We start from the raw sequence: 24,750 nt of genomic DNA on the forward strand, positions 1-24,750 counted from the left end.
CTGCGATCCTGGACCTGTGTCCCGGCCGCATATCCTGCTCACCGCCCCGCCCCGCGCGGGCAAGACCACCGTCATCCGCCGCCTCGCCGCGCTGCTCGGGGCGGCGGGGGTGCCGGTGCGCGGGTTCCTCAGCGACGAGATACGCGAGCACGGGCGCCGGGTGGGGTTCATGGTGGCGGAGTTCGGCGGGGACAAGGCGGTGATGGCGCACGTCTCGTGGGCGTCGGGGCCGAGGATCGGGCGGTACGGCGTGAACGTGGCCGAGTTCGAACGCGTCGCGCTGCCGGCCCTGGACCGGGCGTTGGCCACGCGCGGCGCGGTCGCACTCGTCGACGAGATCGGCCCCATGGAGCTGCTGTCGCCCGCGTTCCTGCCGCGCTGCGCGGCGCTGTTCAAGGCCGACCTCCCGCTCGTGGCCACGGTCCACCAGCGCACCCGGCCCTCGCTGAAGGCCTGCATCGAGGCCGACCTGATCACCGTGACGCCGGAGAACCGCGACTCACTCCCGGAAACCCTCAGCCGCCTGCTGGCTCAGGGGTTGTGAACCCTCGTCCCGAAGGCGGACAGCCCCTGCTCGTGGTGCTCGATCAGGCCCATCCGCCGGTAGAAGGCGTGGTTGGCGGGCCCTTCAGGGGTGGATTCGTGGTCGGTGGTCAGCACGAAGTACCGGCAGTGCGCATACCGCTCGATCAGGTGCTCCATGAGCCGCCGCCCGATCCCCTGGCCGTGGTGCTCCTTGTCGACCAGCACCTCCTGCACGTAGCAGACGATCTCGTCATCGGACACCGTGCGCGCCAGGCCGAGCAGCTGCCCTGCCTCGTCCCTGGCGGCGATGACGAGGTGCGAGTTCGCCAGGCTCCGGCGCACCTTGGCGATGTCCTGCGTCCAGGGCTTCCAGCCCACCGAGTCGTACAGCCGGTAAAGCTCGGCCTCGTCGAACGTGGTCTCCTGAGAGATGATCACCAATTATGGGACTCCTCAGCATAGGTTGCTGCAATTGAGCTTATTGGGCCACGGGATTCGGGGGCGGACATGGGTGCGGGACGGTTGATCCTGCTGTGCGGCCTGCCCGGCTCGGGCAAGACGACGCACGCCAAGCGCCTTGCCGCCGAGATCCCGGCTGTCCGGCTGTGCCCCGACGAGTGGCTCGCGGGCCTCGGCGTCGACCCCTATGACGAGGGGGCACGCGCCCGGCTGGAGCGACTGCTCTGGGAGCACGCGCGGGAGCTGCTGAGGCTCGGCCAGACCGTCATCCTGGAGTACGGCTTCTGGTCGCGCGCCGAACGCGACGAGCTGCGACTGGCCGCCCGCGCCCTGGGCGCGGCCGTCGAGCTGCGCTATCTCGGTGCCCCGCTGGAGGAGCTGCATCGCCGGCTGGAAGCACGCAACGCGAGCGGCGGCTGGGGCACGGTGCCGGTGAGCCGGGCCATGCTCGAGGAGTGGGCCACCCTCTTCGAGCCGCCCGATCGCGCCGAGACAGCTCTGTACGACTCCGAGCGCTGACCCGAAACAGAAAGCCCGGGCATCAGGCCCGGGCGTTCATGTGGGGTGGAGCTATGGGGATTCGAACCCCAGACCTCCTCCATGCCATGGAGGCGCGCTACCAACTGCGCTATAGCCCCTTGCGATCACCAAGTGTATCGGAGTTCCGGAGCCCTCGTGTCACGCCGAGGCGCTGTGGTACGTCTATGGGACGCGCGGAGGCGGATCGCCGAGTGGTTCGTCAACGCCGCCGCCGGCGGCGACGTCGACGGGCTGATCGAGCTGTTCGCGAGCGAGGTCACGATGGTCAGCGACGGCGGCGGCAAGGCCAGCGCCGCGCTCCGGGCCATCACCGGCGTGGACAACGTCAGCCGGTGGCTGGTGTCGGTCCGCTCTCCTGCCAACATGGCGAGCTTCATGGCCTCGAGAAGATCTCCCACCTGCAGCCCGTCTGAGGCGTGTGAGGATGCGGGTCAGGCGGTGCGCCGGGCAGGCATGCGGGCTTCGCGCACCAGCGCGGAGAGATCCACCCCCGCGTCCCTGAGGATCGCGGCGGCGCCGTTCGTGTGGTCGGCGAGCAGGCCCCACAGCAGGCACTGCCCCGTGACGGGCCCGGGCCGCCACATGGCCACCTCGATCACCTTCCTGGCGTGCATGGCCAGCGGGAGCTCGCCCAGCGGCCCGTACAGGGTCACCCGCAACGGCCGCACCCGTGACCGCCGCAGGGTCCACAACCCGGGCGCGTCCAGACCCGCCCTGGTGCGGCGGTGCACGGCGTCGAGGTCGATCCCGAGCGTGGCCAGCAGCGAACGCGCGTCGCCCACGTCCACCCGCGCCCGCACGTCGGCGGCGGAGACGGTGAAGGACCGCAGCGAGAACGGCCGCATTTCGGCCACCCCCAGCAGCATCAGATCGGCGTCGAGCGCGGAGCGCCCCGCGTCGAGCGCGAGTATCCCCGCCTTGACCACGGCCCTGCGGGCATCCTCGGTGAACCTGGCGAACACGCGGCTACCTCCCCGTCCTGCGAGCATGCTTGCGATGAGCCGACTGCCGCCGGACCCCCAGCGCGTCGGCGATCTGCTCCCAGGACCACCCCTGGGCGCGGGCGTTCGACACGTGCGTCGCCTCCAGCTCCTCCAGCAAGGTTCTGAGCGCGGCCACGGCCGCCAGCCCCACCCCTGGATCGCGATCGGCGGCCGCCTCGGCCAGCTCGGTGACTTCCATGACGTCAGCATGCGCTGACAAGGATCCACTTGTCAACATATGCTGACAGAAATGATCAGATCCGCCGGTCCTGCGGGCCGCAGGTGGTGCGCATGGTCAGGGTCGCCTCTTCCAGCATGAGCGCGACCTCGACCCGGCCCAGCTCGGCCGTGCTCGCGACATGGGTGCCGCCGCACGCCATGGACGCCTCGCCGTCCGGCAGCGAGCAGTGCCACGTACGGCGATCCGTCAGCTCCGGCCCCGGAATGTCCAGCCAGACCGGCGCATCGGCGGCCACCCACGCCGCGAGCTGCTCGTTCGCCTGCCGGGCCACCTTCTCGAAGTCCACCCCGTCGGCGGAGAAGCCCTTCTTGCGCAGGGACTTGCCCAGGCGATAGACGTCCACGCTCCCGTGCGGGACGATCCGCGACGAGACGATCGCCGCGTGATCGAAGTCGGGGCGGCCGAGCGGGTCCGGCGCCGTCTCCTTGCGCCAACGGTCGGCCAGGGCGGAGTTCAGGGCGAGGGCGGCCAGGTGGCAGACGGTGTGACCGGCCGAGACCGCCGCCCGGAAGTCGGCGTCCACCTCGAGCTCCACTTCCGCCCCCACGGGCAGCGGCTCCTCGGTGACGTGGACCACCAGCCACTGCCAGCCCTCGGTGCCGCGCCGCACCGGGATGGACTCGCCGGCGAGGATCTCGCCGGTGCTCGACTGGGCCCCTGTCACACAGTCGACCACCGGCAGGCCCCCGATCGTGCCCCGGTCGGCGGGCTGGTCGGGCCAGGCGTGGTTGAGGGGGTGGAACGGCGTCTCGGCGACGACGAGACCGTGCCGGTCCCCCACCGGCACGGCCCCGACGATCTGGGAACGGCCTCTGGTCCGGCCGTCGGGGAAGGTGACGAGCGTTGTTTTCACCCGTGCGTCCTCGCAGGGGTGACGCGCTCGTCCTCCAGGTAGCGGTTGCGGCCCGCGTACAGGCCGGTGAGGAGCTGGGCGAGCAGCACCACGAAGAGCAGCGCGAACGGCAGCGCCCACCCGCCGGTCACGTCGTGCAGCACGCCGACGAGGAGCGGACCGGCGCCGGCGATCAGGTAGCCCGCGCTCTGCCCGAACGCCGACAGCGCGGCCGTGGCCTCGGGCGTACGGGTGCGCAGGGCCAGCATCACCAGCGCCAGCGGGAACGACCCCATGCCCACGGCGATGAGCACCACCCAGGCCAGCGCCAGGTCGGCGGGCCCGAGCCACAGCCCGAGGAACCCGGCCGCGTAGAACGCGACCAGCCCGGCCACGACCGGGCGCTGGTCGCCGAAGCGGGAGGCGATCATGGGGACGACGATCGAGACGGGGATGTTCAGCGCGGTGAACACGCCGAGGATCACCCCGGCCTGCGAGGTGCTGAACCCGCTGTCGGTGAGGATGGTGGCGAGCCAGCCGAACATGACGTACGCGATCAGCGACTGCGTGCCGAAGTAGATCGCGACCATCCACGCCAGCCTGCTCCTGAGGAGGCTGCGGATGCCCGCGTCCCGGCCGCCCGTGTCCCGCTCCGGCTCACTGCGCAGCAGCGCAAGCCACGGAATGGCGGCGACGGCGGCCAGGGCCGCCCACACGCCGAGCGCGATGTGCCAGTCGCCTGACGCGCGCTCGATGGGCACGGTCGCGGCGGCGGCCAGCATGGTGCCCGCCGCCAGGGCCGTGGTGTAGACGGTGGTCATGATCCCGGTACGGGCCGGGAAGTGGCGCTTGATCAGCGTGGGGATGAGCACGTTTCCGACCGCGCCACCGGAGAGCGCGACGGCGCTGCTCACCAGGAACACCGGGGCCGAGCCCACCAGCGACCTGACCAGCATGCCGGCGCCCAGAGTGACGAGGGCGAGCAGCAGCAGGCGGTGCTCGCCGACGCGCCTGGCCAGGGTGGGCGTGATCGCGCCGACGCTGGCGAAGGCGAGCACGGGGAGGGTGGTGAGCAGGCCGGTGCCGACGCTCGACATGCCCAGCGCGCCCGCCAGCTGGTCGAGGAGGGGTCCCACGCTGGTTACGGCGGTGCGGAGGTTGAGCGCGGCGAGGACGATCCCCAGCACGAGGAGCCAGGCGAGAGGTCCGGTGTTGCTGCGGCGAGCCTCCTGGGCGAGCACGCTCATGTGGGGCCGATCCTCCACTCATCAAGTCATAGGACGAATTGCCATGTTAACAGGACCGTAATAGCCGTTTATTCCTGGCCGTCCGGTCTGTTGGGGATTGATGTCCTATGGCGTGACGGAGGGGGAAGTGGCGCGGCCGGGGTGGCGGGGAACCGTCCCGGCCGGCCGTCGGGTCAGGTCACAGGACCGGGCCGGAGCCCTCCGGAGGCTCGGCGCGGGGCGGGACCGGGCCGGGCGGTGGGAGGGTGCCACCGGGCCGGTGGTTCCCGCCGCCCACGGTGCCGGGCGGCACGTCCTGGCCGCCGCCCGGCCCGCCGGGTGGAGTCGGCTGGGTGGAGTCGTCGTACGTCGAGCCGCGCTGGTGCGGGCCCGGGACGTCGCCGCGCCAGCCGCCGGTCTCGCGGCCGCGTGACTCGATGAACTGCTTGAAGCGTTCCACGTCGTTGACCACGCGCAGGCGGACGAGCTGCAGCCAGTCCCCCGCCGTCTCCACGAAGCCCTCCGGGTCGTACTCCATCTGCAGCGTGACGCGGGTCCTCGAGTCGTCGAGGCGATGGAATGTCACCACGCCCGCGTGATGCGGTTTGTCGAGGGAACGCCAGGCGACCCGCTCGTCCGGGTGCTGCTCCGTGATCTCGGCCTCGAACTCCCGCCTGACCCCGGCGATCTCCGCCACCCAGGCCGTACGCGTGTCCCCGATCTGCTTGACCGACTCCACGCCCTCCATGAATTCGGGGAAGCTCTCGAACTGCGTCCACTGGTTGTAGGCCACCCTGACGGGGACCTCGACGTCCACTGAATGTTCGATCGTACTCATGGCAGGTTCCACTGCCCGAGCACTCCGCGGGCTAACGCCTGCGCCGCAGGACCCAGTAGAGGCCCACTACGGGGAGCACGAGCGGGATGAAGGCGTAGCCCTTGCCGTACGCCGACCAGACCGTCTCGTCGGGGAAGGCGGCCGGGTCGAGCAGGCTCAGCGTGCCGATGACCAGCACGCCCACCAGCTCGATGACCAGCCCCACCAGGGCGAAGAGGCGGGCCCCGCGCCAGAGCGCCACGGTGAGCGCGATGTAGACGGCGGCCGCGAAGGCCGACAGCGAGTACGCCACGGGCGCCTCGTCGAACTTGCTCACGATCTGGACGGCCGCTCGGGACCCGGCGGCCAGCGAGAACAGCCCGTAGACCGCGATCAGGGCACGGCCGGGACCGGTGCTGATGGAGGCGGTCACGCGCCCCCCTGCCAGATCTGCAGCAGCCGGCCCGTCATCACCGCGATCGCGAACCCGGCCACGACCAGGATCGCCGACCCCCACCTGCTCCGCTCGGCCAGCGCCAGGAACACCCCGGCGGGCGGGATCACCACCTGCCCGGCGACATAGCCGAACAGCGTGACCTTCTCATCAGGCCCTTCGCCCCCGGCCACCGCCGCGATAAGGAAGCCCGCCTGGACGAGGATCGCCACCTCGAGCACGGCGAACCCGACCAGCAGGACCATGCCCATCGGCCGGTTGCGGATCGCGACGACCAGGCTCGCCAGCATGAGCAGCAGCGAGGCGACGATGACGATCGTGGAGACGACGGTGTTCATCGGGGCCAAGGCTATCCCCAGGGGGTGGCGGTCTACCTCCCGGGGAGCGCCCGCTCGATGCCGTCGAGGACCCAGTTGAGGCCGCGTCCGGCCGTTCGGCGTCGCGGTGCTCGCCGTGCTGCTGGAGGTGTTCGCGAGGACCGGCGTGGAGCGGCCCTTCGTGTACGCGTTCGGCGTCGCGATCGCGCTGGCGGCCGTCTCGCTGGTGCCGATAGCGCTCATAGGATCGAAAGCATGGAGAGGATCCTCGTCAGTGCCTGCCTGATGGGCCGCCGGGTGCGCTTCGACGGCCGCGCCAAGACCAGCGCGGACGCCCGGCTGGCCACGTGGCGCGAGGAGGGCCGGCTGGTGCCGCACTGCCCGGAGGTGGCGGGCGGGCTGCCGATCCCGCGCCCGGCCGCCGAGATCGAGGGCGGCGCGGGCGGCGCGGCCGTCCTGTCCGGCGCCACCCGCGTGCTGGCGAGCGACGGGTCGGACGTCACGGCCGAGTTCCTGGCGGGCGCCGAGTCGGCGCTCGCGGCGGCGCGGTCGTCCGGCATCCGGCTGGCGGTGCTGAAGGAGGGCAGCCCGTCGTGCGGCGCGCTGTCGGTCTACGACGGCACGTTCACGGGCCGGCGCAGCCCGGGGCAGGGCGTCACGACGGCCCTGCTGGAGCTGAACGGCATCCGCGTCTTCACCGAGGACCACATCGACGAGGCCGCCGACTACCTGCGGACCCTGGAGACGTAGAAGGATCCCGCCAGCCCGCCGGCGAGCACGGCCGCCATCGCGCTGTGATACCAGCTGAGCAGCGCGCTCGCCGGGCCCGCCCCGAGCGCCAGCGCCAGGATCCCCAGCAGCACCCCGGCCAGCGCGGCCGCGTGACTGTAGATCAGCCCGTCCCACGCCCAGGCCCGCCCGGTCAGCACGCCGTACGCCCCGGCGAGCATGGCCCCCGCGCACAGCGTCTCCACGATCGCGGCCGGCACGATCACCGGCTCGGCCACCGGGCCGAACGCGATCCCGGCGTGCATCAGCGCGAAACAGAAGAAGATCAGCGCGTAGAGCAGCGACAGCCAGCCCAGAGCCCTGCGGAGTGCGTCCATGGTGTCCACGTTCGCATCGGGCGGTAGCTGCGTAATCGTCCCCGGGGAGGTGGCGCGGATACCACGTCCGCAGTAGATCACCCTGAATCGGGAAATCCAACCGGTCCCTTTTGGGGAAACTTTCTCGCGTTCTCGCGAGTCGTACAGATGGGGCGCGTTTGAATATACGGGGGATTCACCGAGAAACATTCCCTCGTGCGGCGCGCCAGGGGGCCCGATTTCACATCGAAACGGGGAAAGGGACTCGGCAATGCCTGTCGACCTGAACAACGCACGACCTCTGGCCTGGGATTCGGCCACGCTCGACGCGGACACCAAGGCGATGCTCGACAATCTCCAGCCGAACATCCTGCGCGCACACGTGCGCGAGCACCTGTCCGTGCTGTTCGTCAGGTTCAACGACGTCAAGGAGGGGAGGGCGTTCCTGCGGCACGTCGCGACCACCAAGATGAAGTCGGCGCGCAAGCACCTGGAGGAGGTGCGCGACTTCGGCGTGAAGGGCCGCCGCGGCACGCCGTACGTGGGCATCGGCATCAGCAAGGCCGGATACCGCGACCTCGGCCACTCGGTCGAGGAGGTACGCAAGTTCGGCGACAAAGTCTTCCGCGACGGCATGAAGCGGCGCATCGCGGAGGTCAACGACCCGCCGGTGGAGGAGTGGGAGCGCACGTACCAGCGGGAGATCCACGCCGTCATCCTGATCGGCGACGCGGAGCCGGAGCCGGTGGCGGCGCTGCGCGAGGAGATCCTCGGCGCACTGCCGGAGAGCGCGCGGCTGCTCGGCGAGGAGACCGGGCAGGGCATGCGCAACCCCGCCGGCGACGGCATCGAGCACTTCGGGTACGTGGACGGCCGCAGCCAGCCGCTGTTCGTGAAGGACGAGGTGGACAAGGAGCCGAAGAAGCACTGGAACCCGGCGTTCCCGCTCGGCAACGTCCTCGTGCCCGACCCGTTCGCGCCGAACCCCATCCGGCACCACGGCAGCTATCTGGTGTTCAGGAAGCTGGAGCAGAACGTGCGGGCGTTCAAGGAGGTCGAGCGGGACCTGGCGGGCAGCCTCGGCCTGGCCGACGCCGATCGCGACCGGGCGGGCGCGATGCTCGTCGGCCGGTTCAGGGACGGCACCCCCGTGACCAGCAAGCCGAAGGCGGGCGGCGGGCCGGTCAGCAACGACTTCACCTTCGACGGCGACGACGAGGGCGCCAAGTGCCCGTTCAGCGGGCACATCAGGAAGACCAACCCGCGCTCGTTCGGGCGCGAGGTGCTCATGGCCCGGCGCGGGCAGACGTACGGGGAGCGCACCGACGAGCCGTGGGACGACTCCCCGCCGGAGACCCGGCCGAGCGGTGAGGTGGGGCTGCTGTTCATGGCGTTCAACGGGAGCCTGCTCAGCCAGTTCGAGTTCACCCAGCAGTCGTGGGCGAACAATCCCGACTTCCTCAACCCGGCGACCGGCCACGATCCGGTCATCGGGCAGGGCGAGCGGGACATCAAGGTGACGTTCCCCAAGGTCTGGGGCAAGCCGGAGATGTCCACCCCACAGGCTCAGGTGGTTCAGACGGTGACGATGAAGGGCGGCGAGTACTTCTTCGCGCCGTCCCTGGCGTACCTGCGCAACCTGTGACCTGAGCACGTGAAAGGCCGGGCCCCTTCGTGGCCCGGCCTCTTCGTTGCGTGCCTGCTAGTGCGGGATGACGCGGCGGTGTGCCGCCCGGCTGGCGGGCACCGCGGTCAGGCTGAGCACCACCGTGACGACGCCCACGATCCAGGACGTCCAGGACGCGCCGCGCTCCTGGGTGTAGGTCATGACCCAGGGGGCGGCGAACATGAGCACGCCCCATAGCGTGTTCAGCCACTCGGTCGCGACCAGGCCCGGCCTGGCGAGCGACGCGAGCGAGGTGAGCGCGATGAGGACACCCAGCACGATCAGGGACAGCCCGGCGCCCGAGGCGCTTGGGGTCCAGAACGGGGAGAGTGCCGCGTAGAGGCCGGCGACCAGGGTTACCCAGTCCTGCCAGCGTGACCATGCCTTCATGAGAACCTCCGCCAACGGCGTTTGCGAGGCTGGCCTGTTTGGTCAGTCAATCCCTTCTAACAACCCCAAACCACCTGCAAAGATTCCCGTCGTCCCATGCCGGGGTGCGAAGAAGTGTGTACGCCGGGTTCAGCCCGGCGGAGGAGGCGGGCACCGGCCCGCGGGCAGCATGATCGTGGCATGACGATCGGACTGCTGGCCACCCTCGCCGCCCTGGCGCTCGTCGACAGCACCAGCTTCGGCACTCTCGGCATCCCCATCTACCTGCTGCTGGCCCCCAAGACGGGCACAGAACGAGCGGGGCTGCCGATCTACCTCGCCACCCTGGCGGCGTTCTACTTCCTGGTGGGGGTCGCGCTCATGCTGGGGCTGTCCACGGCGATGGAGCGCTTCGGTGACGTGCTGCGCAGCGGTCCCGCGTACTGGGTGCAGCTCGTGCTCGGGGTCGGGCTGTTCGTGCTGAGCTTCCGGTTCGATCCCAAGCGGCGCGCGAAGCTGGGCAAGCCGGAGCGGCGCTTCGAGCCGCGGGTGGGCGGGCCCCGGGTGATGGTGCTGCTGGGGCTGACCGCCGGGGCGCTGGAAGTGGCCACGATGGTGCCCTACCTCGCCGCCATCGGCATCATGACCACCTCGGAGCTGCCCGCCGGGCAGTGGCTGCCGGTGCTGGCCGCGTACGTGCTCGTCATGATCCTGCCGCCGCTGGTGCTCATGGCGCTGCGCGGCGTCGCGGGAGCCTGGCTGGAGCCGAAGCTGGAGCGCCTGCGAGCCTGGATGAGCAAGCACGCGGCGTCGGCCCTGAGCTGGGGGCTGGCCATCGTCGGGTTCCTGCTTGCCCGGGATGCGGCGTTTTATCTGTTCTTCCGGAGCCCATAGGATCGGATGCCTCCGCTGGGTCTTCGGGGGGAGATCTGAGATGTTGCGGGCGTTCCTGAGGACCGAGGCAGGCAGCACGAGCGTGCTGCTGATCGCCACGGTCCTCGCCCTGCTCTGGGCCAACTCGCCGTGGGGCGGCACCTACGACGCGTTCTGGCACACGCGGATGGGGATCTCCTTCGGGGACGCCGCGTTCTCGCTGGACCTGCGGCACTGGGTCAACGACGGCCTCATGACCGTCTTCTTCTTCCTCATCGGGCTCGAGGTCTCGTACGAGGTGCGGCTCGGGCAGCTCAGGGACCGGCGGCTCATCGCCGTGCCCGCGGTCGCGGCGTTCGGCGGGATGCTGGTCCCGGCCGGCATCTACCTTCTGCTCAACGCCGGCGGCCCCGGCGCGGGCGGGTGGGGCGTGCCGATCGCCACCGACACGGCGTTCGTGCTGGGTGTGCTGGCCGTCGTGGGCGCCCGCTGCCCCGATCCGCTCCGGGCGTTCCTGCTGACGCTGGCCATCGTGGACGACGTGCTGGCGATCATGATCATCGCGATCTTCTACACGGCCAGCATCGCCGTCCCCGCGCTCATCACCGCCGCCCTGCTGCTCGCGGCCATCGTGACCCTGCGGTGGCTGAAGATCTGGCGGGCGCCCGCCTACATCGTGCTGGGGTTCGCGCTCTGGGTGGCCACCCTCGAAAGCGGGATCCACCCGACGCTGGTCGGCATCGCCCTGGGCATCCTGGTCTTCGTCTACGCGCCCACCGACCACAAGCTGCTGCTCGCCGGCGAGGCCGTGCAGGAGTTCACCAGCGAGCCGAGCGCGCAGGCCGCCAGGGAGGCCGCGCGGCGGGTCCAGCGCGCCGTCTCCGTCAACGAGCGGCTCCAGCTGCGGCTGCATCCGTGGAGCAGCTACGTGATCGTGCCGGTCTTCGCCCTGGCCAACGCCGGGGTGCCGCTCGACGGCGAGAGCCTGCGGGCCGCTGTCACCTCACCCGTCTCCATCGGCGTGGCGCTCGGCCTGGTGCTGGGCAAGTTCGCCGGGATCTCCCTCGGCACGTGGATACCGCTGCGGTTCAAGTGGGGGATCCTGCCGGGGAACCTGGTGTGGGGGCAGGTGCTGGGTGGCGCGGCCGTCTCCGGGATCGGGTTCACGGTGGCGCTGTTCATCGTGGACCTGGCCTTCGCCGACGATCCGGTCATCCGCACCCAGGCCAAGATCGGCATTCTGGCGGGCTCGCTGCTGTCCGCCGCGATGGGCTGGGTGATCTTCCGGCTGGCGTGGGACCGGGGCGGGGTGTGCGCGCCGCCCGAGGCCGAGCCCACCGAGGAGCTGCCCGACAGGCTCACCGTGCCGGTCGGGCCCAGGGATCATGTGCGGGGACCCGCGGACGCCGCGGTGACGATCGTGGAGTACGGGGACTTCGAGTGCCCGTACTGCGGGCGGCTCCACCCGATCCTGGAGGAGCTCCGTACGAAGAATCCCGATATGCGGCTGGTTTTCCGGCATTACCCGCTGCCGACGCTGCACCCGCGGGCCACGGCCGCCGCGATCGTGTCCGAGGCGGCCGCAGACCGGGGGAGGTTCTGGGAGATGCACGACATCCTCTTCGACAACCAGCGCTTCCTCACCGACGCCGACCTCGAGCACTACGCCGCCGAGCTGGACGTCAGCCCCTGGGCGGACGTGTCGGACCACACCGCGCGGATCGCCCGCCACCAGGAGTCCGGCAGGGACAGCGGGGTGCGCGGCACCCCCACACTCTTCCTGAACGGCGTGCGCTACCAGGGCCCGCTGGACCTGACTTCGATCAGCAGGGCAGTGGAAGACCTCCGCGAATCCCCGTAACGTCAACGAGTCCGCTTTTCTACCCCCGATCGGAGTTCCTTGATGATCCAGTCCGTGATCGGCGGCATCCTCAACTATGGCGTATGGGCCGTCCTGCTGCTCGCCGGCATCGCCGTGACCGCGATGGGCAGGCGCAATCACGGTTCTGCCGCCTTGATCGGCATGTTCGGGTGCATCCTGCTTCTGGTGGGAGTGGCGTTCAACGCCTTCACGGCCTACGTCCTGTTCCCGTCGATGATCAGTTCCCTCGGAAGCGGCCCGACCCTCTTGATCACGCCCCTGATCTCCCTGGTCCTCCACGCGAGCGGCACGGGCCTGCTGATCTGGGCCGTGGTCGCCCGCCGGAAGCCGAGCCAGCCCGCCCAGCCGCCGCAGGGGCCTCCGGGGCCTCAGGGGCCCGGCTGGCAGCAGCCCCCCGCGAACTGGCAGCAGCAGCCGTACCAGCAGCAGCCCGGCTGGCAGACGCCGCCGCAGCAGCCCTACGGCGGGGCCCAGGGCTGACGAGTCACGGGACGGATCCGCCGGCCAAGTGTGACAATGGCTGGGCAAGCTCCGAACCTCCGCAGCCGTTCCTGAGGAGACCGTCACACGCTCCCCGGCCTGAACTGAAGGCCGGGGCTTGCCCGTCGTAGGCGAGTGAGCCCCCACTTGTGTGACCAGCCCGAGCCATCACCACACAAGGAGGTGCATCCTTGATGGCTACGTTTCACGTAGGTGAGAAGACCCACCGTGCCGTGCTTCCTCAGCGGCACACACTGGAATCAGTGTCCGCAAACACCCCTGGGAGCAGGGACGAAACGGGACGCCGACGCTCTGGCGACGGAGCATCCGGCGTGGAACATGGGCGAGGGGAGACCCGCCGCAGCGCACCACGCGGCGGGCGTCACCCCAAGGCCCCCGCGAGGGCCGAGGGAGGCCGCGGCATTCCCGCCGCACACCACCATCAACCGCGCGTGTTCGTCCTGGACAAACACGGACAACCGCTTCAACCCACCCGGCCCGCGATGGCGCGCAAGCTGCTCGCCTGCGGGCGGGCGGTGATCCACCGGCATACCCCGCTGGTCATCCGGTTGAAGGATCGTGAAGCCACCATCTGCCGGGTGCCCGGCGTAGAGGCAGGGATCGACCCGGGTAGCAAACACACCGGCATCGCGGCCTTCGGCAACGACGACGGCACCCGCATGGGCATGTTCGCCCTCCAACTCGACCACCGAGGCGAGCAGATCCGCGACAGGATGGCAAAGCGCGCGAACTACCGGCGGCGGCGTCGCTCGGCGAATCTGCGCTACCGGGCACCCCGGTTCGCCAACCGGGCCCGGCCGAAAGGCTGGCTGGCCCCCTCGCTCCGGCACCGGGTCGAAATCACCATGTCGTGGGTGGGTCGGCTGGCCCGGTGGGCGCCGCTACGGGCCGTGCACATCGAGCGCGTCGCCTTCGACGTCCACGCCATGAGCGCGGGCCGCCCCTTGAGCGGGGTGGAATATCAGCAGGGCACCCTGGCCGGCTACGAGGTCCGCGAGTACCTGCTGGGCAAGTGGGGCCGCCGTTGCGTCTACTGTGGCGCCACCGGGGTGCCGCTGACCATCGACCACATCCATCCCCGGTCCCGAGGCGGCTCGGATCGGATCAGCAACCTGACGCTGGCGTGCATGCGCTGCAACCAGGACAAGAACAACCTTCCGGTGCAGGAGTTCCTCGTCGGCCGCCCCGCGGTCCTGGCCCGCATCCTCGCCGCCGCGAAGGCGCCCTTGCGTGATACGGCGGCGGTCAACGCCACCCGCTGGGCGCTGTGGCGCGAGCTCACCGCCACAGGCTTGCCCGTCCACACCGCCAGCGAACGCCGGGGTCCACACCGGCCGGGTCGCGGTCCGCGTCACCGGCCGATTCAACATCACCACCGCTCTCGGCACCATCCAGGGCATCGGCCACCGCCACGTCCGACTGCTGCAACGCAGCGACGGCTACGCCTACCGCCGAAGAGAAGAAGGGCAAACCGATGCGCCACGGTAACCGCTTGACGGCGTTCCGCCTGTCCTTGCCCTGCTCCGCAAGGGGTCCGTTTCCTCTCCGGCCTGAAGGCCGGAGTATCCACGGAGGTTCCGATGACTCGAGAGCAGCCTGACCCCCAGGGACAGGATCCCCTGGAGACGATCAGGCACCGCTACCCCCGCCCGACCCAGCCTCCCCGCCCGGGCACCCCGCCGCCTCAACGGCAGGGTCCCGCGCAGAGGCCACAGGAGCCGCCGTCCACGCGGCGGCTCCCGTACACGCCGGACATGCTGCCCGACGTGCCGCTCTACGAGGCCGAGCCGCCAAGGTCCGCCTGGTGGTGGGCGGTCGTGGCCGGCGCGCTCGTGCTGCTGATCGCGGCCGTCGCCGTGGCGTTCCTGTGGGGACGCGCCAGCGCCGACGCCGGCCCGCGCGCGCTCCAGACGGAGATCGGACTCACGCCCGGCTGAAGTCCATCGTCCAGTTCGTCTCCCACGTCTGCCCGCCGTCCGCCGAGAAAGCCTGCTCCCAGCGGGCCGCGTCCGGGCCGTTCACCGTCCAGATGAACCGGCACCGTACCGGCCCGCCCTCATGGGTCTCCTCGCCGTGGAACTCGCCCCGGTTGCCCTCGAACGCCCCCACCATGGGCCTGGTGTCGAGCACGCCCCTCGAACTGCTGGCCCAGTAGATGGACCACTGCCGCGTCTCGTGGTTGAACACGCGTACGGTCAGCCCGCTGAACCCCTTGGTCGGGAACGTGACCTCGTCGAAGCTGGCCGCCCCGTCGAAGTGCCGGCTGGCCACCGAGTAACCGGGGAACTCGTCCCATTCGTCGCTGCCGCTGAGCACCTTCACGAGCTTGCGGTTGGCGACGTTCCAGCTGCCGGCGAAGAAGTCGAAATCGTTCATGCCGCCGAACCTAAGGCGGGGTCACTGACAGGTAGTGTCAGTGAATGTGCGTGCTTCCCGCCTGGTCTCGGTCCTCCTGCTCCTGCAGACGCGCGGCCGGATGACCGCGCAGGAGCTGGCCGACCGGCTGGAGGTCTCCGTACGCACCATCTACCGCGACGTCGAGTCGCTCCACGCCGCCGGCATCCCCCTCTACGGCGACGCGGGCCCGAAGGGCGGCTACCAGCTGCTCGACGGCTACCGCACCAGGCTCACCGGGCTGACCCCCGACGAGGCCGAGTCCCTGTTCCTGGCCGGCCTGCCGGGTCCCGCGGCCGAGCTGGGGCTGGGTGCGGTGGTGACGGCCGCGCAGCTCAAGCTGATGGCCGCGCTGCCCGTCGAGCTCCGCGACCGCGCGGGCCACATCCAGGAGCGCTTCCACCTGGACGCGCCCGCCTGGTACCGCGATCAGGAGCCGGTGACCTACCTGCCCGCCGTGGCCGACGCCGTCTGGAACGAGCGCCGCGTCCAGGTCAGGTACCGCCGCTGGAAGGCGCCCCAGGAGGTGGAGCGGCGGCTCGACCCGTACGGGCTGGTCGTCAAGGCCGGACGGTGGTACCTCGTCGCGCGGGCGGGCGAGGACGTGCGTACCTACCGCGTCTCCCAGATCCTCGACCTGCACCCGCTCCCCGAGCGCTTCACCCGGCCCGGCGGCTTCGACCTCGCGGCCTACTGGCAGGGGTACCTGGCCGAGTTCGAGGCCCGGCTGCGGTGGGGCGAGGCGGTGGTGCGGCTGTCGCCGCGCGGCCTGGAGCGCCTGGCCGACCTTATGACCCGCGGCGTGGTGGCGGCGGCCGGCGAGAGTGCGGAGCCGCCGGACGAGGAGGGGTGGACGCGGGTCACCGTGCCGATCGAGTCGATCGAGCACGCGCTCGCCGAGTTCCTCCGGCTCGGCACGGACGTCGAGGTGCTGGCCCCCGCCGAGCTGCGCAAGCGCATGGCGGCCACCGCCACAGAGCTCGCCGCCCGCTACCGTCCCGCCTGAGCCGCGCCGGCGTGGGCCTGCCAGCAGTGGGTCCAGCGGCCCTCCCCCAGCTCGGTACGCCCGGGCGCCTCCGCCGAGCACACCGGCAGCGCCACCGGGCAGCGCGGATGGAACCGGCACCCGCCCGGCGGGGCGATCAGGCTGGGCGGCTCGCCGTGCCGCGTGGCCTCGGGCGGGGTCACCCGGTCGGGATCCGGCGCCGACTCCAGGAGCAGCTGCGTGTACGGGTGCCGCGCCGACTGCGTGAGCGCCTCGCTCGGCCCGCTCTCGATCAGCCGCCCGGCGTACATGACCGTGATGTCCTGCGCGAAGTACCGGGCACTGGCGATGTCGTGCGTGATGTACAGCAGCGCCAGCCCGCTCTCCTCGGCCAGCCCTTCCAGCAGCCGCAGCACGCCGAGCCTGATCGACACGTCCAGCATCGACACGGGCTCGTCGGCGATCAGCGCGACGGGCCGCACCGCCAGCGCCCGCGCGATGGCCACCCGCTGCCGCTGGCCGCCGGACAACTCGTGCGGCAGCTTGTCCATGAACTGCTCGACCGGCGTGAGGCTGACGCGTTCGAGCAGCTCGGCGACCTGCTCCTGTTCGTGCGCGGCCGAGCGGACGTGTCCGTGGATGCGCAGCGGCCTGGCCAGGTGGTAGCGCACCCGGTGGAAGGGGTTCAGCGAGGCGAACGGGTCCTGGAAGATGAGCTGCACCTGCCGCCGGTAGTCCCTGAACGCCGCCCCGCGATGGGCGCGTACCGGCTCGCCGCGCAGCAGCACCTCGCCCGACGTGGCCGGGTACACCTGCGCGAGCAGCCGCGCCACCGTGCTCTTGCCGCAGCCGCTCTCCCCCACCAGCGCCGACACCGTCCCGGCGCGCAGCGCGATCGACACGTCCTCCACGGCCCGAACCGGCGGCCGCCTGCCGAGGTGGCCGCGGGGGCCGCGGGCGGCGGTGAAGTGCTTGGTGAGGTTACGGCCCGCCAGAACGATCATGATGCATCCTCCAGACCACGGCCGCCGTTCAGCAGGCACGCGACTTCGCCCTCGAACGCGGGCAGGACCGAGGAGCACTCCGCCACGGCCTGCCCGCAACGCGGATGGAACGCGCATCCCGGCGGCAATGACCTAAGGTCGGGCGGGGTGCCGGGGATGCCCAGGAGCTGCTCGCGCGGCCCGTGCAGGCGCGGGAACGAGCGGAGCAGGCCCAGCGTGTACGGGTGGCGCGGCGACTTGTGCATGGCCTTGGCGGTGCCGGTCTCCACGACCCGGCCCGCGTACATGATGGCGATCCTGTCGGAGATCTCCATCAGCAACGACAGGTCGTGCGTGATGAAGAGCACCGCGAAGCCGTACTCCTCCCTGAGCGCCCTGATCTCGTGGAGGATGTCGCGCTGGACCACCACGTCGAGTGCGGTGGTCGGCTCGTCCATGATGATGATCTCGGGGTTGAGCGCGAGCGCGATGGCGATGGCCGCGCGCTGCCGCATGCCGCCGGACAGCTCGTGGGGGTACGAGCGCCGCCTGTCGGCGCTGATGCCGACGCGTTGCAGCAGCTCGACCGCCTTCTCGGTGCGGTCATTGCGGGACAGGCCGGGAGCGTGGATGCGCAGGACGTCGTCGATCTGGGCGCCGACGGTGCTGACCGGGTTGAGCGAGTTCATGGCGCTCTGGAAGACGACGGCCAGCTCCTTCCAGCGGAAGGCCCGCAGCTCCCTTTTGCCGAGGCCGAGCACGTCCACGGACGAGCCGTCCTGGCGGCGGTGGACGACCGAGCCCGAGGTGATCGCGGCGGGCGGCCGCAGTAGCCGGGCGACGGCGTTGGCCAGCGTGGACTTGCCGCTGCCGCTCTCGCCCGCCAGGCCGAGGATCTCGCCGCGCCGCAGGTCGAGCGAGACGCCGGCGACGGCGTGCACGGCGCCGCTGCCGGACAGGTAGTCGACACTCAGGTCGCGGATCTCCAGAACGTTCATGTGCGGGCCTTCACCTTGACCGTTTTGACCGTTCGCAGGCGGGGGTTGGCGATCTCGTCGATGCCGAAGTTCACCAGCGCGAGCCCAGTGCCGATGAGCGCGATGCACAGCCCGGGCGGGATGAACCACCACCATGCCCCGATGAGCAGCGCCTGCCCGTTCTGTGCGAAGTAGAGCATGCTGCCCCAGCTCACGGTGGACAGGTCGGCGAGGCCCAGGAACGACAGCCCGGCCTCGGCCAGGATCGCCGCGACCACGGTGGCCAGGAAGCTGGTGGCGATGACGGGCAGCAGCACGGGCAGGATCTCGAAGAAGATGATCCGGAACGCCCCCTCACCGCTCGCCCGCGCGGCCTGGACGAAGTCGCGGCGCCGTACGGACAGGGTCTGGGCCCGCAGCACCCGCGCGCCCCAGGCCCAGCCGGTGACCGCGATCACCACGGCCACGGACGCGACGCCGCGCTGCGGCAGGTAGCCGGCCAGCACGATGATCAGGGGCAGGGCGGGCAGCACGAGGAAGATGTTGGTGAGCACGGACAGCACCTCGTCCACGGCGCCGCCCAGGTAGCCGCCGACCAGGCCGACCGCGACCGCGAACACGTTGGCGATGACCGCCGACAGCAGGCCGACGCCCATCGAGACGCGGGCGCCGTACACGATCTGGGTGAGGATGTCCTGCCCGGTCTGCGTGGTGCCCAGCCAGTGCGCGGCCGACGGGCCCTGGAGCCCGTCGTCGCTGGTCGCGGCGGGGTCGGCGCCGATGAGCAGCGGGCCGAAGACGGCCATCAGCGTGAAGAAGACGAGGATCCCGGCACCGATCTTGATCTTCATTCGGACTCCTGCCTGGTACGCGGGTCGAGCACCACGTACGCCAGGTCGGCCAGGAAGTTGGCGACGAGCACGGCCAGCGAGATGACGAGGAAGATGCCCTGCATGAGCGGGAAGTCCTCGTTCTCGACCCCTTTGAGGAGCATCGACCCGATTCCCGGGTACGAGAAGACGATCTCGGTCAGGACGGATCCGCCGACGACGAAGCCGAGCGACAGGGCGAAGCTGGTGATGTTGGGCAGGATCGCGTTGCGGGCCGCGTACGCCCACATGACCCTCCTGGAGGTCAGCCCCTTGGCCTCGGCCATCACCACGTAGTCCTCGCCGAGCGTGGTCACCATGACGTTGCGCATGCCGAGGATCCGGTCCGCCATGGACGCGACCACGATCGTCACCGCCGGCAGCGCCGCGTGGTAGAGCACGCTGCCGGCGAACTCGCCGGTGAAGCCGGGCATCACCGCCAGCCCGTACGCCCTGGACACAGGGAACCACTGCAGCGTCACCCCGAACACGAACACGAGCGCCAGCGCCACCCAGAAGTACGGCACCGCGTGCATGAACGTGGCGGCGGGCAGCACCCCGTCGAGCCAGGTGCCCCGCTTCCACGCCATGAGCACGCCCAGCGAGGTGCCCACCAGGTAGCTGATCAGCGTGGCGACGCCGACGAGCCCGACCGTCCACGGCAGGCTGTCGGCGATGACCGTGGACACCTCGGTGGGAAAGAAGGTGATCGAGCGGCCCAGCTCCCCTTGTGCGAGATTGCCCAGATAGTCCAGGTACTGCTGCCACAGGTTGGCGTCGCTGATGCCGAACGCCCGCCGCATCGCGTCGATGGCGGCCGGGTCGACGTTGCCTTTCATGCGGGCCACCAGCAGCTCCACCGGGTCCCCCGGCATGAGCCGGGGGATCAGGAAGTTGAGCGTGACGGCGGCCCAGGCGGTCAGCAGGTAGAAGCCGAGCCGCCGGGCCAGGAACCTCACTTGGTGGCCGGCTTCAGGTGCAGCAGCACCACAGCCGCGTCGGGCGAGGTGTACGGCGACGGCATCGCGTACGGGTCCTGCTCGGACGGCCAGCCGACGTACTTGTCGGTCCGGTACTGCGCCCACGACGGGCTGTAGAACAGCGGCAGCGCGGGCTGCTTCTCGACCATGATCTTGGCGAGCCCCTGCGTGGCCTGCTGCTGCTCGGCCAGGTCCTCGGTGGCGGCGTACGCGTCGATCAGCCGGTCGGTCTCGGCGTCCTTCCACCGCTCGTAGTTGCCGGTCGCGGCCTCACCGACGGGCTTGGCCAGGCCGCCGAAGAGCATCTGGCGCATCTGGAAGAACGGGGTCGGGCCCGAGGGGGTGGCCCTGATCGACAGGTCGTAGTTTCCCTTGCCGACCTTCGACACCCAGTCCTGGAACGCCACGCCCCTGGTCTCGACCGTGATGCCGACCTTGGCCAGGTCCTCCCTGATGAGCTGGGCGGCGTTCACCCAGTCGGTGAACGGCGACGGCACCAGCAGCGTGAACTTCAGCTGGGCCGGATCGACGCCCTTGAGCAGTTCCTTGGCCTTCTCGACGTCCACCTTGAACGCGGCGTCCTTGTACTCCGGCGGCACGTACGCCTCGCCGCCCGGCATCGGCACGCCGGTCGGGTGCGCGACCTTGGTGTAGCCGCGCTCGGCCACCTTGACGATCTTGTCCCGGTCGACGGCGAGGCTGATGGCCTGCCGTACCTCCGGCTTGGCCAGGACGGGGTTGGTCAGGTTGGGCAGCAGCGTCACCACGCCCTCAGGCGGGAAGAAGAACTTGTTCTGCTCCGGCTTGCCCTGCACGAAGATCTTCTGAATGTCGGGCACGAACGCGCCCGCCCAGTCCACCTCGCCCTGCTGGAGCGCCGTCTGCAGGGCATTGGCCGTGTAAGCGGGGAAGCGCAGCAGCGGCACCTCCGGCTTGCCCGGCTGCCAGTAGGACGGGTTCTTCTCCATCTCGTAGAGCTGCGCCGAGAACTTCGACAACTTGTACGGCCCGGTGCCGACCGGCTTGGAGTTGGTGAACGTCACCGGGTCCTGCTGCTTCTCCCACAGGTGCTTGGGCACGATGGGCGAGCCGCCGGCGATGTTGTAGAGCTTGGCGTACGAGGTGCTCTTGAAGTCGACGCGCACCTTGTCCGGAGCCAGCGCCCGCGCCTCCTTGATCTCCAGCGCGGACGTGTTGAGCTGCGCGTGGTCCTTGAGCATCTGGAACGTGAAGGCCACGTCGTCGGCGGTGAACGGCTGCCCGTCGGTCCACTTCACCCCCTGGCGGAGCGTGAACGTGAGCGACTTGCCCTTGTCAGCCCATTCGTACTTCAGAGCCAGCCATGGGGTGATCTCTCCGGGCTTGAGCTTGTTGAAGTACATGAGGGTCTCGTGGATCATCCCGCTCGTGCCGAAGTTCACGCCTTCGAGGTGGTACGGGTTGAAGTCCTCCTGGAAGGTGCCCGCGTCGATGGCGTGGATCACCAGCGGCGGCGCACTCGTGCCGGTCTCGGCGGGAGAGCCGCCGCTCGAACAACCGGCGACAGTCAAGGCGGCGAGTACTGCGAGAATGCGTTTCATCGGGGGGTGGCCTTTCCGAAATACTTCGTCCGGAGGTCGCGCGAGCCCTTCGGGGCGGTGAAGGCCTGGGCACGGCCGAATCCGGCTGGTGCGCCGCGCACGATCGTCAGCGCGCGGTAGTAGTCGACGTACGGGAAGCCGTAGGTCTCGCCCCTGGCGTAGGCGTACCCGGTGATCGCCTGTGACCAGAGCTCGTACGCCTCCTCCGTCAGCTCGACGAACACGTCGGGGACGAACCCCTCCGCGTCCTCCCAGTTGTCGGCGTAGTAGAGCTCGCCCGCCCAGCAGGCGGGCAGCTCGCGTTCGAGCGTCTTGAGCCCGCCGTAGAAGCGGGCGTCCTCGACGATCCGGTGGGTACGGGCGTGATCCTTGTGGATGGACGCGCTCCAATGGGTCAGGATGACGTCCGGCCGCAGCTCCCTGATGAGGTCGCCGACCCGCATCTTGACCTCTTCGCCCTCGGGCAGCTGGCCGTCCTCGTAGTCCAGGAAGCGCACGCCCGCTCCGATCTTGCCGGCGAATATCTCGGCTTCCTCGCGCTTCTGCCTGGCGTAGTCGGCGACCGGCATGCGGGGGTGGCCGCGTTCGCCGAGGGTGAGGTGGAGGAGCGTGGCCTTGTCGCCGCGCAGGACGTGCTGGGCGAGCACCGCGCCCGCCGTCAGGTCGAGGTCGCCCGCGTGGGCGCCGATGGCCAGGACGTGCGTCATGCCGTTCGCCTCATCACGTGGAACCGCCTGGTGACCGCGTAGCCGGCCTTGGTGTAGAGGCGACCGGCCGGGCTGGCCTCGCCGGTCCAGAGGAACCACGACGAGTGGAGCCCTTCGGCTCGCATCATGGTCATGGTGAGATGGAGGAGGATCTTGCCGAGGCCGGTGCCGCGCTGGTCGGGGTCGACGCCGAAGGGGCCGAAGCGCTCGGGGATGCCGCGGTAGGCCGCGTACAGGGCGAACCCCACTATTCGGTCTGTTTTCGCAATGACGATGCGTTTGGGGTCGCGGTGCCGGCGGATCGCCTCACCCCAGTCGGGGTTGAAGGCGTCGGCCGCGAAGCGGATCAGCTCGGGCAGCTCTCCGTCGGCAGGGCTACGGAAGGCGTACCCATCCTGCTCGCGCTTGGCGCGCAGCTCGTGCACCTCGTCGGGGGTCACGTAGCCGACGAGCGTCCTGTCCATGGCGACCGGCGAGTAGAGCGTTCGGAAGCCGAGCCCGGTCAGCAGCCGGTAGCCGTCGGGGTAGAGCTCGGCGTCCGCGCCCGGAAGCACATAGTTCGGCGTGTACGACGAAAAATCCACCTTCGTCCGCCCGTGGCCCTCCAGGAACGCCAGCGCCTCTCCCGCCAGGCGCCTGCCGAGCCCATCGCCGCGCTGCTCGGGGGCGACGAAGAAGAACGGGATCCACCCGGTGTCCGGCTCCAGGTCGGTCCCCGGGGCCAGGGGCGTCAGCCTGCGGACGCCGTACGCGCAGCCGACCACCCGCCCATCGGAGACGGCCACCCGTAAGCCCTCGGGGTCGAAGTTCGGATCGAGCAGCACGCAGTCGCGGAACCAGCCGGGGGTCGTGGGGTCGGCCGGCATGCTGCGGTTCCAGGCCTCGACCAGGGAGGCCTCGTCACCGGACGCGAAGGCGCGGACTGTGACCATGAGGGTCCTTTCACCTTTGGCTCTCCTGCCACAGCTTTCCCATCGTCAACGGCCAAGGTCAAGACGATTCGGGAATTAATTTTCTCCCTAGCCGCATCATCAGAAAATTTCTTTTGCGTGGGGACTAGTCGAAACTTTCATGGATCATCGGCCTGCCATTGCGCTTAACCGCAGGTCATCCACCTCCTGCCAGGGCCATCGACCAGCCACGATTGCGCGGCTGAAAGTTTCGTCTCAAACTCGCAATGTTTCAGGCGAACGAGAGGAACCCGATGAACATCAGAGCTCGGATAGCGGGTGCCCTGATCACCGCCGTGACACTCGTCGTCGCGGGGCTGTTCATGGCGCCACCGGCCGCGTCGGCGCAGCTGACGGAGGTGACCGGTTTCGGTACGAACCCGACCAATCTGCGCATGCACCTGTACGTCCCGGACGGCGTCGGGTCCCGCCCGCCCCTCCTGGTGGCCGTGCACTACTGCACGGGATCGGGCCCGGCCTTCTACTCAGGCACGGAGTTCGCCTCGCTGGCCGACCGGCACAAGTTCATCGTGATCTATCCGTCGGCGACCAGGAGCGGCTCCTGCTTCGACGTCTCCTCGCCGCAGGCGCTGCGGCACGACGGCGGCAGCGACCCGGTGGGCATCGTCTCCATGGTCAGGTACGTGCAGCAGCGCTACTCCACCGACCCCGACCGCACCTTCGTGACCGGGGCCTCGTCAGGCGCCATGATGACGAACGTCCTGCTGGGTGACTATCCCGACGTCTTCAAGGCCGGAGCCGCGTTCGCGGGCGTGCCGTTCGCCTGCTTCGCCACCACGGACGGGTCGATGTGGAACAGCGCCTGCGCCAACGGCCAGGTCGCCAAGACGCCGCAGCAGTGGGGCGACCTGGTACGCGGCGCGTACCCCGGCTACACCGGCGCCCGGCCGCGCATGCAGGTGTGGCACGGCACGGAGGACGCCACGCTGCGTTACCCGAACTTCCAGGAGCAGATCAAGCAGTGGACGAACGTCCACGGCCTGAGCCAGACGCCGAGCAGCACCGACCAGCCGCAGTCCGGCTGGACCAGGACCAGGTACGGCGGCACCGGCACGATGGCGCCGGTCGAGGCCATCAGCCTGCAGGGCGTCGGCCACAACCTCCCGATGGGCGGGATGGCCGCCGCCGTGATCGCGTTCTTCGGCCTTGACCAGGGCGGCGGGACTCCGACGACGCCGCCGCAGACCCCGACGCCGCCGCCCGGCGGGGCGTGCGGCGTCACGTACACGACGAACACCTGGAACACCGGCTTCACGGCCGCCGTCACGGTCAAGAACACCAGCACCACCCAGCTCTCCTCCTGGGCGCTGACCTTCACGCTCCCCGCGGGCCAGACGGTCACCTCCGCGTGGAACGCCACGATCTCCCCTGCGAGCGGCCAGGTCACCGCCAGGAACGTGAGCTACAACGGCACGGTCGCGCCGGGCGCGTCCGCCTCGTTCGGCTTCCAGGCCACCCACAACGGGAACACCGCCAAGCCGGCGGCCTTCACCCTCAACGGCGCCACCTGCTCGTGACGGCTCGCCTCACCGGG

General features: G+C 70.2%; 30 protein-coding genes and 1 tRNA gene. 11 read left to right on the forward strand and 20 right to left on the reverse strand.

Annotated features, from left to right (window positions below; all coding sequences use genetic code 11):
* Positions 1–16: 16 nt before the first annotated feature.
* Complete coding sequence (locus tag ABN273_RS27220; protein ID WP_349451859.1) at positions 17–544, forward strand: nucleoside-triphosphatase; 528 nt, start codon at positions 17–19, stop codon at positions 542–544.
* Here ABN273_RS27220 and ABN273_RS27225 read toward each other — a convergent pair.
* The gene (locus ABN273_RS27225) at positions 532–963 is read right to left on the reverse strand and encodes a GNAT family N-acetyltransferase (protein ID WP_349451860.1); all 432 of its coding nucleotides are present in this window, start codon (positions 961–963) and stop codon (positions 532–534) included. The genes ABN273_RS27220 and ABN273_RS27225 overlap by 13 nt on opposite strands.
* A gap of 69 nt (positions 964–1,032) precedes the next feature.
* Between ABN273_RS27225 and ABN273_RS27230 the strand changes: the two genes are divergently transcribed.
* The gene (locus tag ABN273_RS27230; RefSeq protein WP_349451861.1) at positions 1,033–1,503 is read left to right on the forward strand and encodes a P-loop nucleotide/nucleoside kinase family protein; all 471 of its coding nucleotides are present in this window, start codon (positions 1,033–1,035) and stop codon (positions 1,501–1,503) included.
* Positions 1,504–1,549: 46 nt separating this feature from the next.
* Here the strand turns inward: ABN273_RS27230 and ABN273_RS27235 are convergent.
* The 9 genes from ABN273_RS27235 to ABN273_RS27275 all read right to left on the reverse strand — a co-directional run bounded on the left by ABN273_RS27235 (position 1,550) and on the right by ABN273_RS27275 (position 6,415).
* Positions 1,550–1,622 (reverse strand) — tRNA-Ala (locus ABN273_RS27235).
* Between the two features lie 6 nt (positions 1,623–1,628).
* Positions 1,629–1,901 (reverse strand): hypothetical protein, encoded by a 273-nt coding sequence (locus ABN273_RS27240; RefSeq protein ID WP_349451862.1) that lies wholly within the window; start codon positions 1,899–1,901, stop codon positions 1,629–1,631.
* A gap of 54 nt (positions 1,902–1,955) precedes the next feature.
* Positions 1,956–2,486 (reverse strand): Clp protease N-terminal domain-containing protein, encoded by a 531-nt coding sequence (locus tag ABN273_RS27245; RefSeq protein WP_349451863.1) that lies wholly within the window; start codon positions 2,484–2,486, stop codon positions 1,956–1,958.
* Between the two features lie 4 nt (positions 2,487–2,490).
* Complete coding sequence (locus ABN273_RS27250) at positions 2,491–2,706, reverse strand: helix-turn-helix domain-containing protein (RefSeq protein WP_349451864.1); 216 nt, start codon at positions 2,704–2,706, stop codon at positions 2,491–2,493.
* Between the two features lie 55 nt (positions 2,707–2,761).
* Positions 2,762–3,601: an alanyl-tRNA editing protein gene (locus ABN273_RS27255; RefSeq protein ID WP_349451865.1), complete on the reverse strand. Its 840-nt coding sequence runs from the start codon at positions 3,599–3,601 to the stop codon at positions 2,762–2,764.
* Positions 3,598–4,827: a CynX/NimT family MFS transporter gene (locus tag ABN273_RS27260; protein ID WP_349451866.1), complete on the reverse strand. Its 1,230-nt coding sequence runs from the start codon at positions 4,825–4,827 to the stop codon at positions 3,598–3,600. Before ABN273_RS27260 ends, ABN273_RS27255 begins: the two co-directional genes overlap by 4 nt.
* Before the next feature lie 178 nt (positions 4,828–5,005).
* Positions 5,006–5,644, reverse strand: coding sequence for an SRPBCC family protein (locus ABN273_RS27265; RefSeq protein WP_349451867.1), 639 nt, complete (start codon positions 5,642–5,644; stop codon positions 5,006–5,008).
* Positions 5,645–5,675: 31 nt separating this feature from the next.
* A complete protein-coding gene (locus ABN273_RS27270) occupies positions 5,676–6,056 on the reverse strand; it encodes a hypothetical protein (RefSeq protein ID WP_349451868.1) in 381 nt (126 codons plus the stop codon).
* Entirely contained in the window at positions 6,053–6,415 is a 363-nt protein-coding gene (locus ABN273_RS27275; RefSeq protein ID WP_349451869.1) for a hypothetical protein, read from the reverse strand. Before ABN273_RS27275 ends, ABN273_RS27270 begins: the two co-directional genes overlap by 4 nt.
* Before the next feature lie 234 nt (positions 6,416–6,649).
* On the opposite strand from ABN273_RS27275, the gene ABN273_RS27280 reads away from it, so the two are divergent.
* Positions 6,650–7,144, forward strand: a complete 495-nt coding sequence (locus tag ABN273_RS27280) for a 2-thiouracil desulfurase family protein (protein ID WP_349451870.1) — start codon at positions 6,650–6,652, stop codon at positions 7,142–7,144.
* On the opposite strand, the gene ABN273_RS27285 is transcribed toward ABN273_RS27280, so the two are convergent.
* The gene (locus ABN273_RS27285) at positions 7,120–7,500 is read right to left on the reverse strand and encodes a hypothetical protein (RefSeq protein ID WP_349451871.1); all 381 of its coding nucleotides are present in this window, start codon (positions 7,498–7,500) and stop codon (positions 7,120–7,122) included. The genes ABN273_RS27280 and ABN273_RS27285 overlap by 25 nt on opposite strands.
* A 250-nt stretch (positions 7,501–7,750) precedes the next feature.
* On the opposite strand from ABN273_RS27285, the gene ABN273_RS27290 reads away from it, so the two are divergent.
* Positions 7,751–9,124 carry a Dyp-type peroxidase gene (locus ABN273_RS27290; RefSeq protein WP_349451872.1) on the forward strand — a complete coding sequence of 458 codons (1,374 nt, stop codon included), beginning with the start codon at positions 7,751–7,753 and terminating at the stop codon, positions 9,122–9,124.
* A gap of 57 nt (positions 9,125–9,181) precedes the next feature.
* Here the strand turns inward: ABN273_RS27290 and ABN273_RS27295 are convergent, their stop codons facing one another.
* The gene (locus ABN273_RS27295) at positions 9,182–9,535 is read right to left on the reverse strand and encodes an SPW repeat protein (RefSeq protein ID WP_349451873.1); all 354 of its coding nucleotides are present in this window, start codon (positions 9,533–9,535) and stop codon (positions 9,182–9,184) included.
* 180 nt (positions 9,536–9,715) lie between these two features.
* On the opposite strand from ABN273_RS27295, the gene ABN273_RS27300 reads away from it, so the two are divergent.
* The 5 genes from ABN273_RS27300 to ABN273_RS27320 all read left to right on the forward strand — a co-directional run bounded on the left by ABN273_RS27300 (position 9,716) and on the right by ABN273_RS27320 (position 14,707).
* Positions 9,716–10,408, forward strand: a complete 693-nt coding sequence (locus ABN273_RS27300; protein WP_349451874.1) for a GAP family protein — start codon at positions 9,716–9,718, stop codon at positions 10,406–10,408.
* A 40-nt stretch (positions 10,409–10,448) separates the two neighbouring features.
* The gene (nhaA, locus tag ABN273_RS27305; protein WP_349451875.1) at positions 10,449–12,248 is read left to right on the forward strand and encodes a Na+/H+ antiporter NhaA; all 1,800 of its coding nucleotides are present in this window, start codon (positions 10,449–10,451) and stop codon (positions 12,246–12,248) included.
* A gap of 42 nt (positions 12,249–12,290) precedes the next feature.
* Positions 12,291–12,749 carry a hypothetical protein gene (locus ABN273_RS27310; RefSeq protein WP_349451876.1) on the forward strand — a complete coding sequence of 153 codons (459 nt, stop codon included), beginning with the start codon at positions 12,291–12,293 and terminating at the stop codon, positions 12,747–12,749.
* A 503-nt stretch (positions 12,750–13,252) separates the two neighbouring features.
* Positions 13,253–14,266 carry an RNA-guided endonuclease IscB gene (gene iscB, locus ABN273_RS27315; protein ID WP_349451877.1) on the forward strand — a complete coding sequence of 338 codons (1,014 nt, stop codon included), beginning with the start codon at positions 13,253–13,255 and terminating at the stop codon, positions 14,264–14,266.
* Positions 14,267–14,350: 84 nt separating this feature from the next.
* Positions 14,351–14,707: a hypothetical protein gene (locus tag ABN273_RS27320; protein WP_349451878.1), complete on the forward strand. Its 357-nt coding sequence runs from the start codon at positions 14,351–14,353 to the stop codon at positions 14,705–14,707.
* On the opposite strand, the gene ABN273_RS27325 is transcribed toward ABN273_RS27320, so the two are convergent.
* Positions 14,694–15,146, reverse strand: a complete 453-nt coding sequence (locus ABN273_RS27325; protein ID WP_349451879.1) for a hypothetical protein — start codon at positions 15,144–15,146, stop codon at positions 14,694–14,696. The genes ABN273_RS27320 and ABN273_RS27325 overlap by 14 nt on opposite strands.
* Before the next feature lie 46 nt (positions 15,147–15,192).
* On the opposite strand from ABN273_RS27325, the gene ABN273_RS27330 reads away from it, so the two are divergent.
* Positions 15,193–16,170 (forward strand): helix-turn-helix transcriptional regulator, encoded by a 978-nt coding sequence (locus ABN273_RS27330; protein ID WP_349451880.1) that lies wholly within the window; start codon positions 15,193–15,195, stop codon positions 16,168–16,170.
* Here the strand turns inward: ABN273_RS27330 and ABN273_RS27335 are convergent.
* From ABN273_RS27335 to ABN273_RS27365, 7 genes are read right to left on the reverse strand one after another with little or no spacing between them, the layout of a single operon-like run.
* Complete coding sequence (locus tag ABN273_RS27335) at positions 16,155–17,153, reverse strand: ABC transporter ATP-binding protein (protein ID WP_349451881.1); 999 nt, start codon at positions 17,151–17,153, stop codon at positions 16,155–16,157. The genes ABN273_RS27330 and ABN273_RS27335 overlap by 16 nt on opposite strands.
* The gene (locus tag ABN273_RS27340; RefSeq protein ID WP_349451882.1) at positions 17,150–18,130 is read right to left on the reverse strand and encodes an ABC transporter ATP-binding protein; all 981 of its coding nucleotides are present in this window, start codon (positions 18,128–18,130) and stop codon (positions 17,150–17,152) included. The genes ABN273_RS27335 and ABN273_RS27340 overlap by 4 nt, the downstream gene beginning before the upstream one ends.
* The gene (locus tag ABN273_RS27345; protein ID WP_349451883.1) at positions 18,127–18,960 is read right to left on the reverse strand and encodes an ABC transporter permease; all 834 of its coding nucleotides are present in this window, start codon (positions 18,958–18,960) and stop codon (positions 18,127–18,129) included. Before ABN273_RS27345 ends, ABN273_RS27340 begins: the two co-directional genes overlap by 4 nt.
* The gene (locus ABN273_RS27350; RefSeq protein WP_349451884.1) at positions 18,957–19,937 is read right to left on the reverse strand and encodes an ABC transporter permease; all 981 of its coding nucleotides are present in this window, start codon (positions 19,935–19,937) and stop codon (positions 18,957–18,959) included. The genes ABN273_RS27345 and ABN273_RS27350 overlap by 4 nt, the downstream gene beginning before the upstream one ends.
* Positions 19,934–21,538 (reverse strand): ABC transporter substrate-binding protein, encoded by a 1,605-nt coding sequence (locus tag ABN273_RS27355; RefSeq protein WP_349451885.1) that lies wholly within the window; start codon positions 21,536–21,538, stop codon positions 19,934–19,936. The genes ABN273_RS27350 and ABN273_RS27355 overlap by 4 nt, the downstream gene beginning before the upstream one ends.
* On the reverse strand, positions 21,535–22,245 hold the full coding sequence (locus ABN273_RS27360; protein WP_349451886.1) for a PIG-L deacetylase family protein: 711 nt from the start codon (positions 22,243–22,245) through the stop codon (positions 21,535–21,537). Before ABN273_RS27360 ends, ABN273_RS27355 begins: the two co-directional genes overlap by 4 nt.
* Positions 22,242–23,177, reverse strand: a complete 936-nt coding sequence (locus ABN273_RS27365) for a GNAT family N-acetyltransferase (RefSeq protein ID WP_349451887.1) — start codon at positions 23,175–23,177, stop codon at positions 22,242–22,244. The genes ABN273_RS27360 and ABN273_RS27365 overlap by 4 nt, the downstream gene beginning before the upstream one ends.
* 272 nt (positions 23,178–23,449) lie before the next feature.
* Between ABN273_RS27365 and ABN273_RS27370 the strand changes: the two genes are divergently transcribed.
* Positions 23,450–24,733, forward strand: a complete 1,284-nt coding sequence (locus ABN273_RS27370; RefSeq protein WP_349451888.1) for an extracellular catalytic domain type 1 short-chain-length polyhydroxyalkanoate depolymerase — start codon at positions 23,450–23,452, stop codon at positions 24,731–24,733.
* Positions 24,734–24,750: the final 17 nt, after the last annotated feature.

This window comes from Nonomuraea sp. B19D2 (genome assembly GCF_040137845.1).
GTDB lineage: Bacteria > Actinomycetota > Actinomycetes > Streptosporangiales > Streptosporangiaceae > Nonomuraea.

Coding starts and splice junctions, on each gene's coding strand:
- ABN273_RS27230 (WP_349451861.1), top strand. CDS start 1,033: ATGGGTGCGGGACGGTTGATCCTGCTGTGCGGCCTGCCCGGCTCGGGC.
- ABN273_RS27240 (WP_349451862.1), bottom strand. CDS start 1,901: ATGAAGCTCGCCATGTTGGCAGGAGAGCGGACCGACACCAGCCACCGG.
- ABN273_RS27250 (WP_349451864.1), bottom strand. CDS start 2,706: ATGGAAGTCACCGAGCTGGCCGAGGCGGCCGCCGATCGCGATCCAGGG.
- ABN273_RS27260 (WP_349451866.1), bottom strand. CDS start 4,827: ATGAGCGTGCTCGCCCAGGAGGCTCGCCGCAGCAACACCGGACCTCTC.
- ABN273_RS27265 (WP_349451867.1), bottom strand. CDS start 5,644: ATGAGTACGATCGAACATTCAGTGGACGTCGAGGTCCCCGTCAGGGTG.
- ABN273_RS27275 (WP_349451869.1), bottom strand. CDS start 6,415: ATGAACACCGTCGTCTCCACGATCGTCATCGTCGCCTCGCTGCTGCTC.
- ABN273_RS27280 (WP_349451870.1), top strand. CDS start 6,650: ATGGAGAGGATCCTCGTCAGTGCCTGCCTGATGGGCCGCCGGGTGCGC.
- ABN273_RS27285 (WP_349451871.1), bottom strand. CDS start 7,500: ATGGACGCACTCCGCAGGGCTCTGGGCTGGCTGTCGCTGCTCTACGCG.
- ABN273_RS27290 (WP_349451872.1), top strand. CDS start 7,751: ATGCCTGTCGACCTGAACAACGCACGACCTCTGGCCTGGGATTCGGCC.
- ABN273_RS27295 (WP_349451873.1), bottom strand. CDS start 9,535: ATGAAGGCATGGTCACGCTGGCAGGACTGGGTAACCCTGGTCGCCGGC.
- ABN273_RS27300 (WP_349451874.1), top strand. CDS start 9,716: ATGACGATCGGACTGCTGGCCACCCTCGCCGCCCTGGCGCTCGTCGAC.
- nhaA (WP_349451875.1), top strand. CDS start 10,449: ATGTTGCGGGCGTTCCTGAGGACCGAGGCAGGCAGCACGAGCGTGCTG.
- ABN273_RS27310 (WP_349451876.1), top strand. CDS start 12,291: ATGATCCAGTCCGTGATCGGCGGCATCCTCAACTATGGCGTATGGGCC.
- iscB (WP_349451877.1), top strand. CDS start 13,253: ATGGCGCGCAAGCTGCTCGCCTGCGGGCGGGCGGTGATCCACCGGCAT.
- ABN273_RS27320 (WP_349451878.1), top strand. CDS start 14,351: ATGACTCGAGAGCAGCCTGACCCCCAGGGACAGGATCCCCTGGAGACG.
- ABN273_RS27325 (WP_349451879.1), bottom strand. CDS start 15,146: ATGAACGATTTCGACTTCTTCGCCGGCAGCTGGAACGTCGCCAACCGC.
- ABN273_RS27335 (WP_349451881.1), bottom strand. CDS start 17,153: ATGATCGTTCTGGCGGGCCGTAACCTCACCAAGCACTTCACCGCCGCC.
- ABN273_RS27340 (WP_349451882.1), bottom strand. CDS start 18,130: ATGAACGTTCTGGAGATCCGCGACCTGAGTGTCGACTACCTGTCCGGC.
- ABN273_RS27345 (WP_349451883.1), bottom strand. CDS start 18,960: ATGAAGATCAAGATCGGTGCCGGGATCCTCGTCTTCTTCACGCTGATG.
- ABN273_RS27355 (WP_349451885.1), bottom strand. CDS start 21,538: ATGAAACGCATTCTCGCAGTACTCGCCGCCTTGACTGTCGCCGGTTGT.
- ABN273_RS27360 (WP_349451886.1), bottom strand. CDS start 22,245: ATGACGCACGTCCTGGCCATCGGCGCCCACGCGGGCGACCTCGACCTG.
- ABN273_RS27365 (WP_349451887.1), bottom strand. CDS start 23,177: ATGGTCACAGTCCGCGCCTTCGCGTCCGGTGACGAGGCCTCCCTGGTC.
- ABN273_RS27370 (WP_349451888.1), top strand. CDS start 23,450: ATGAACATCAGAGCTCGGATAGCGGGTGCCCTGATCACCGCCGTGACA.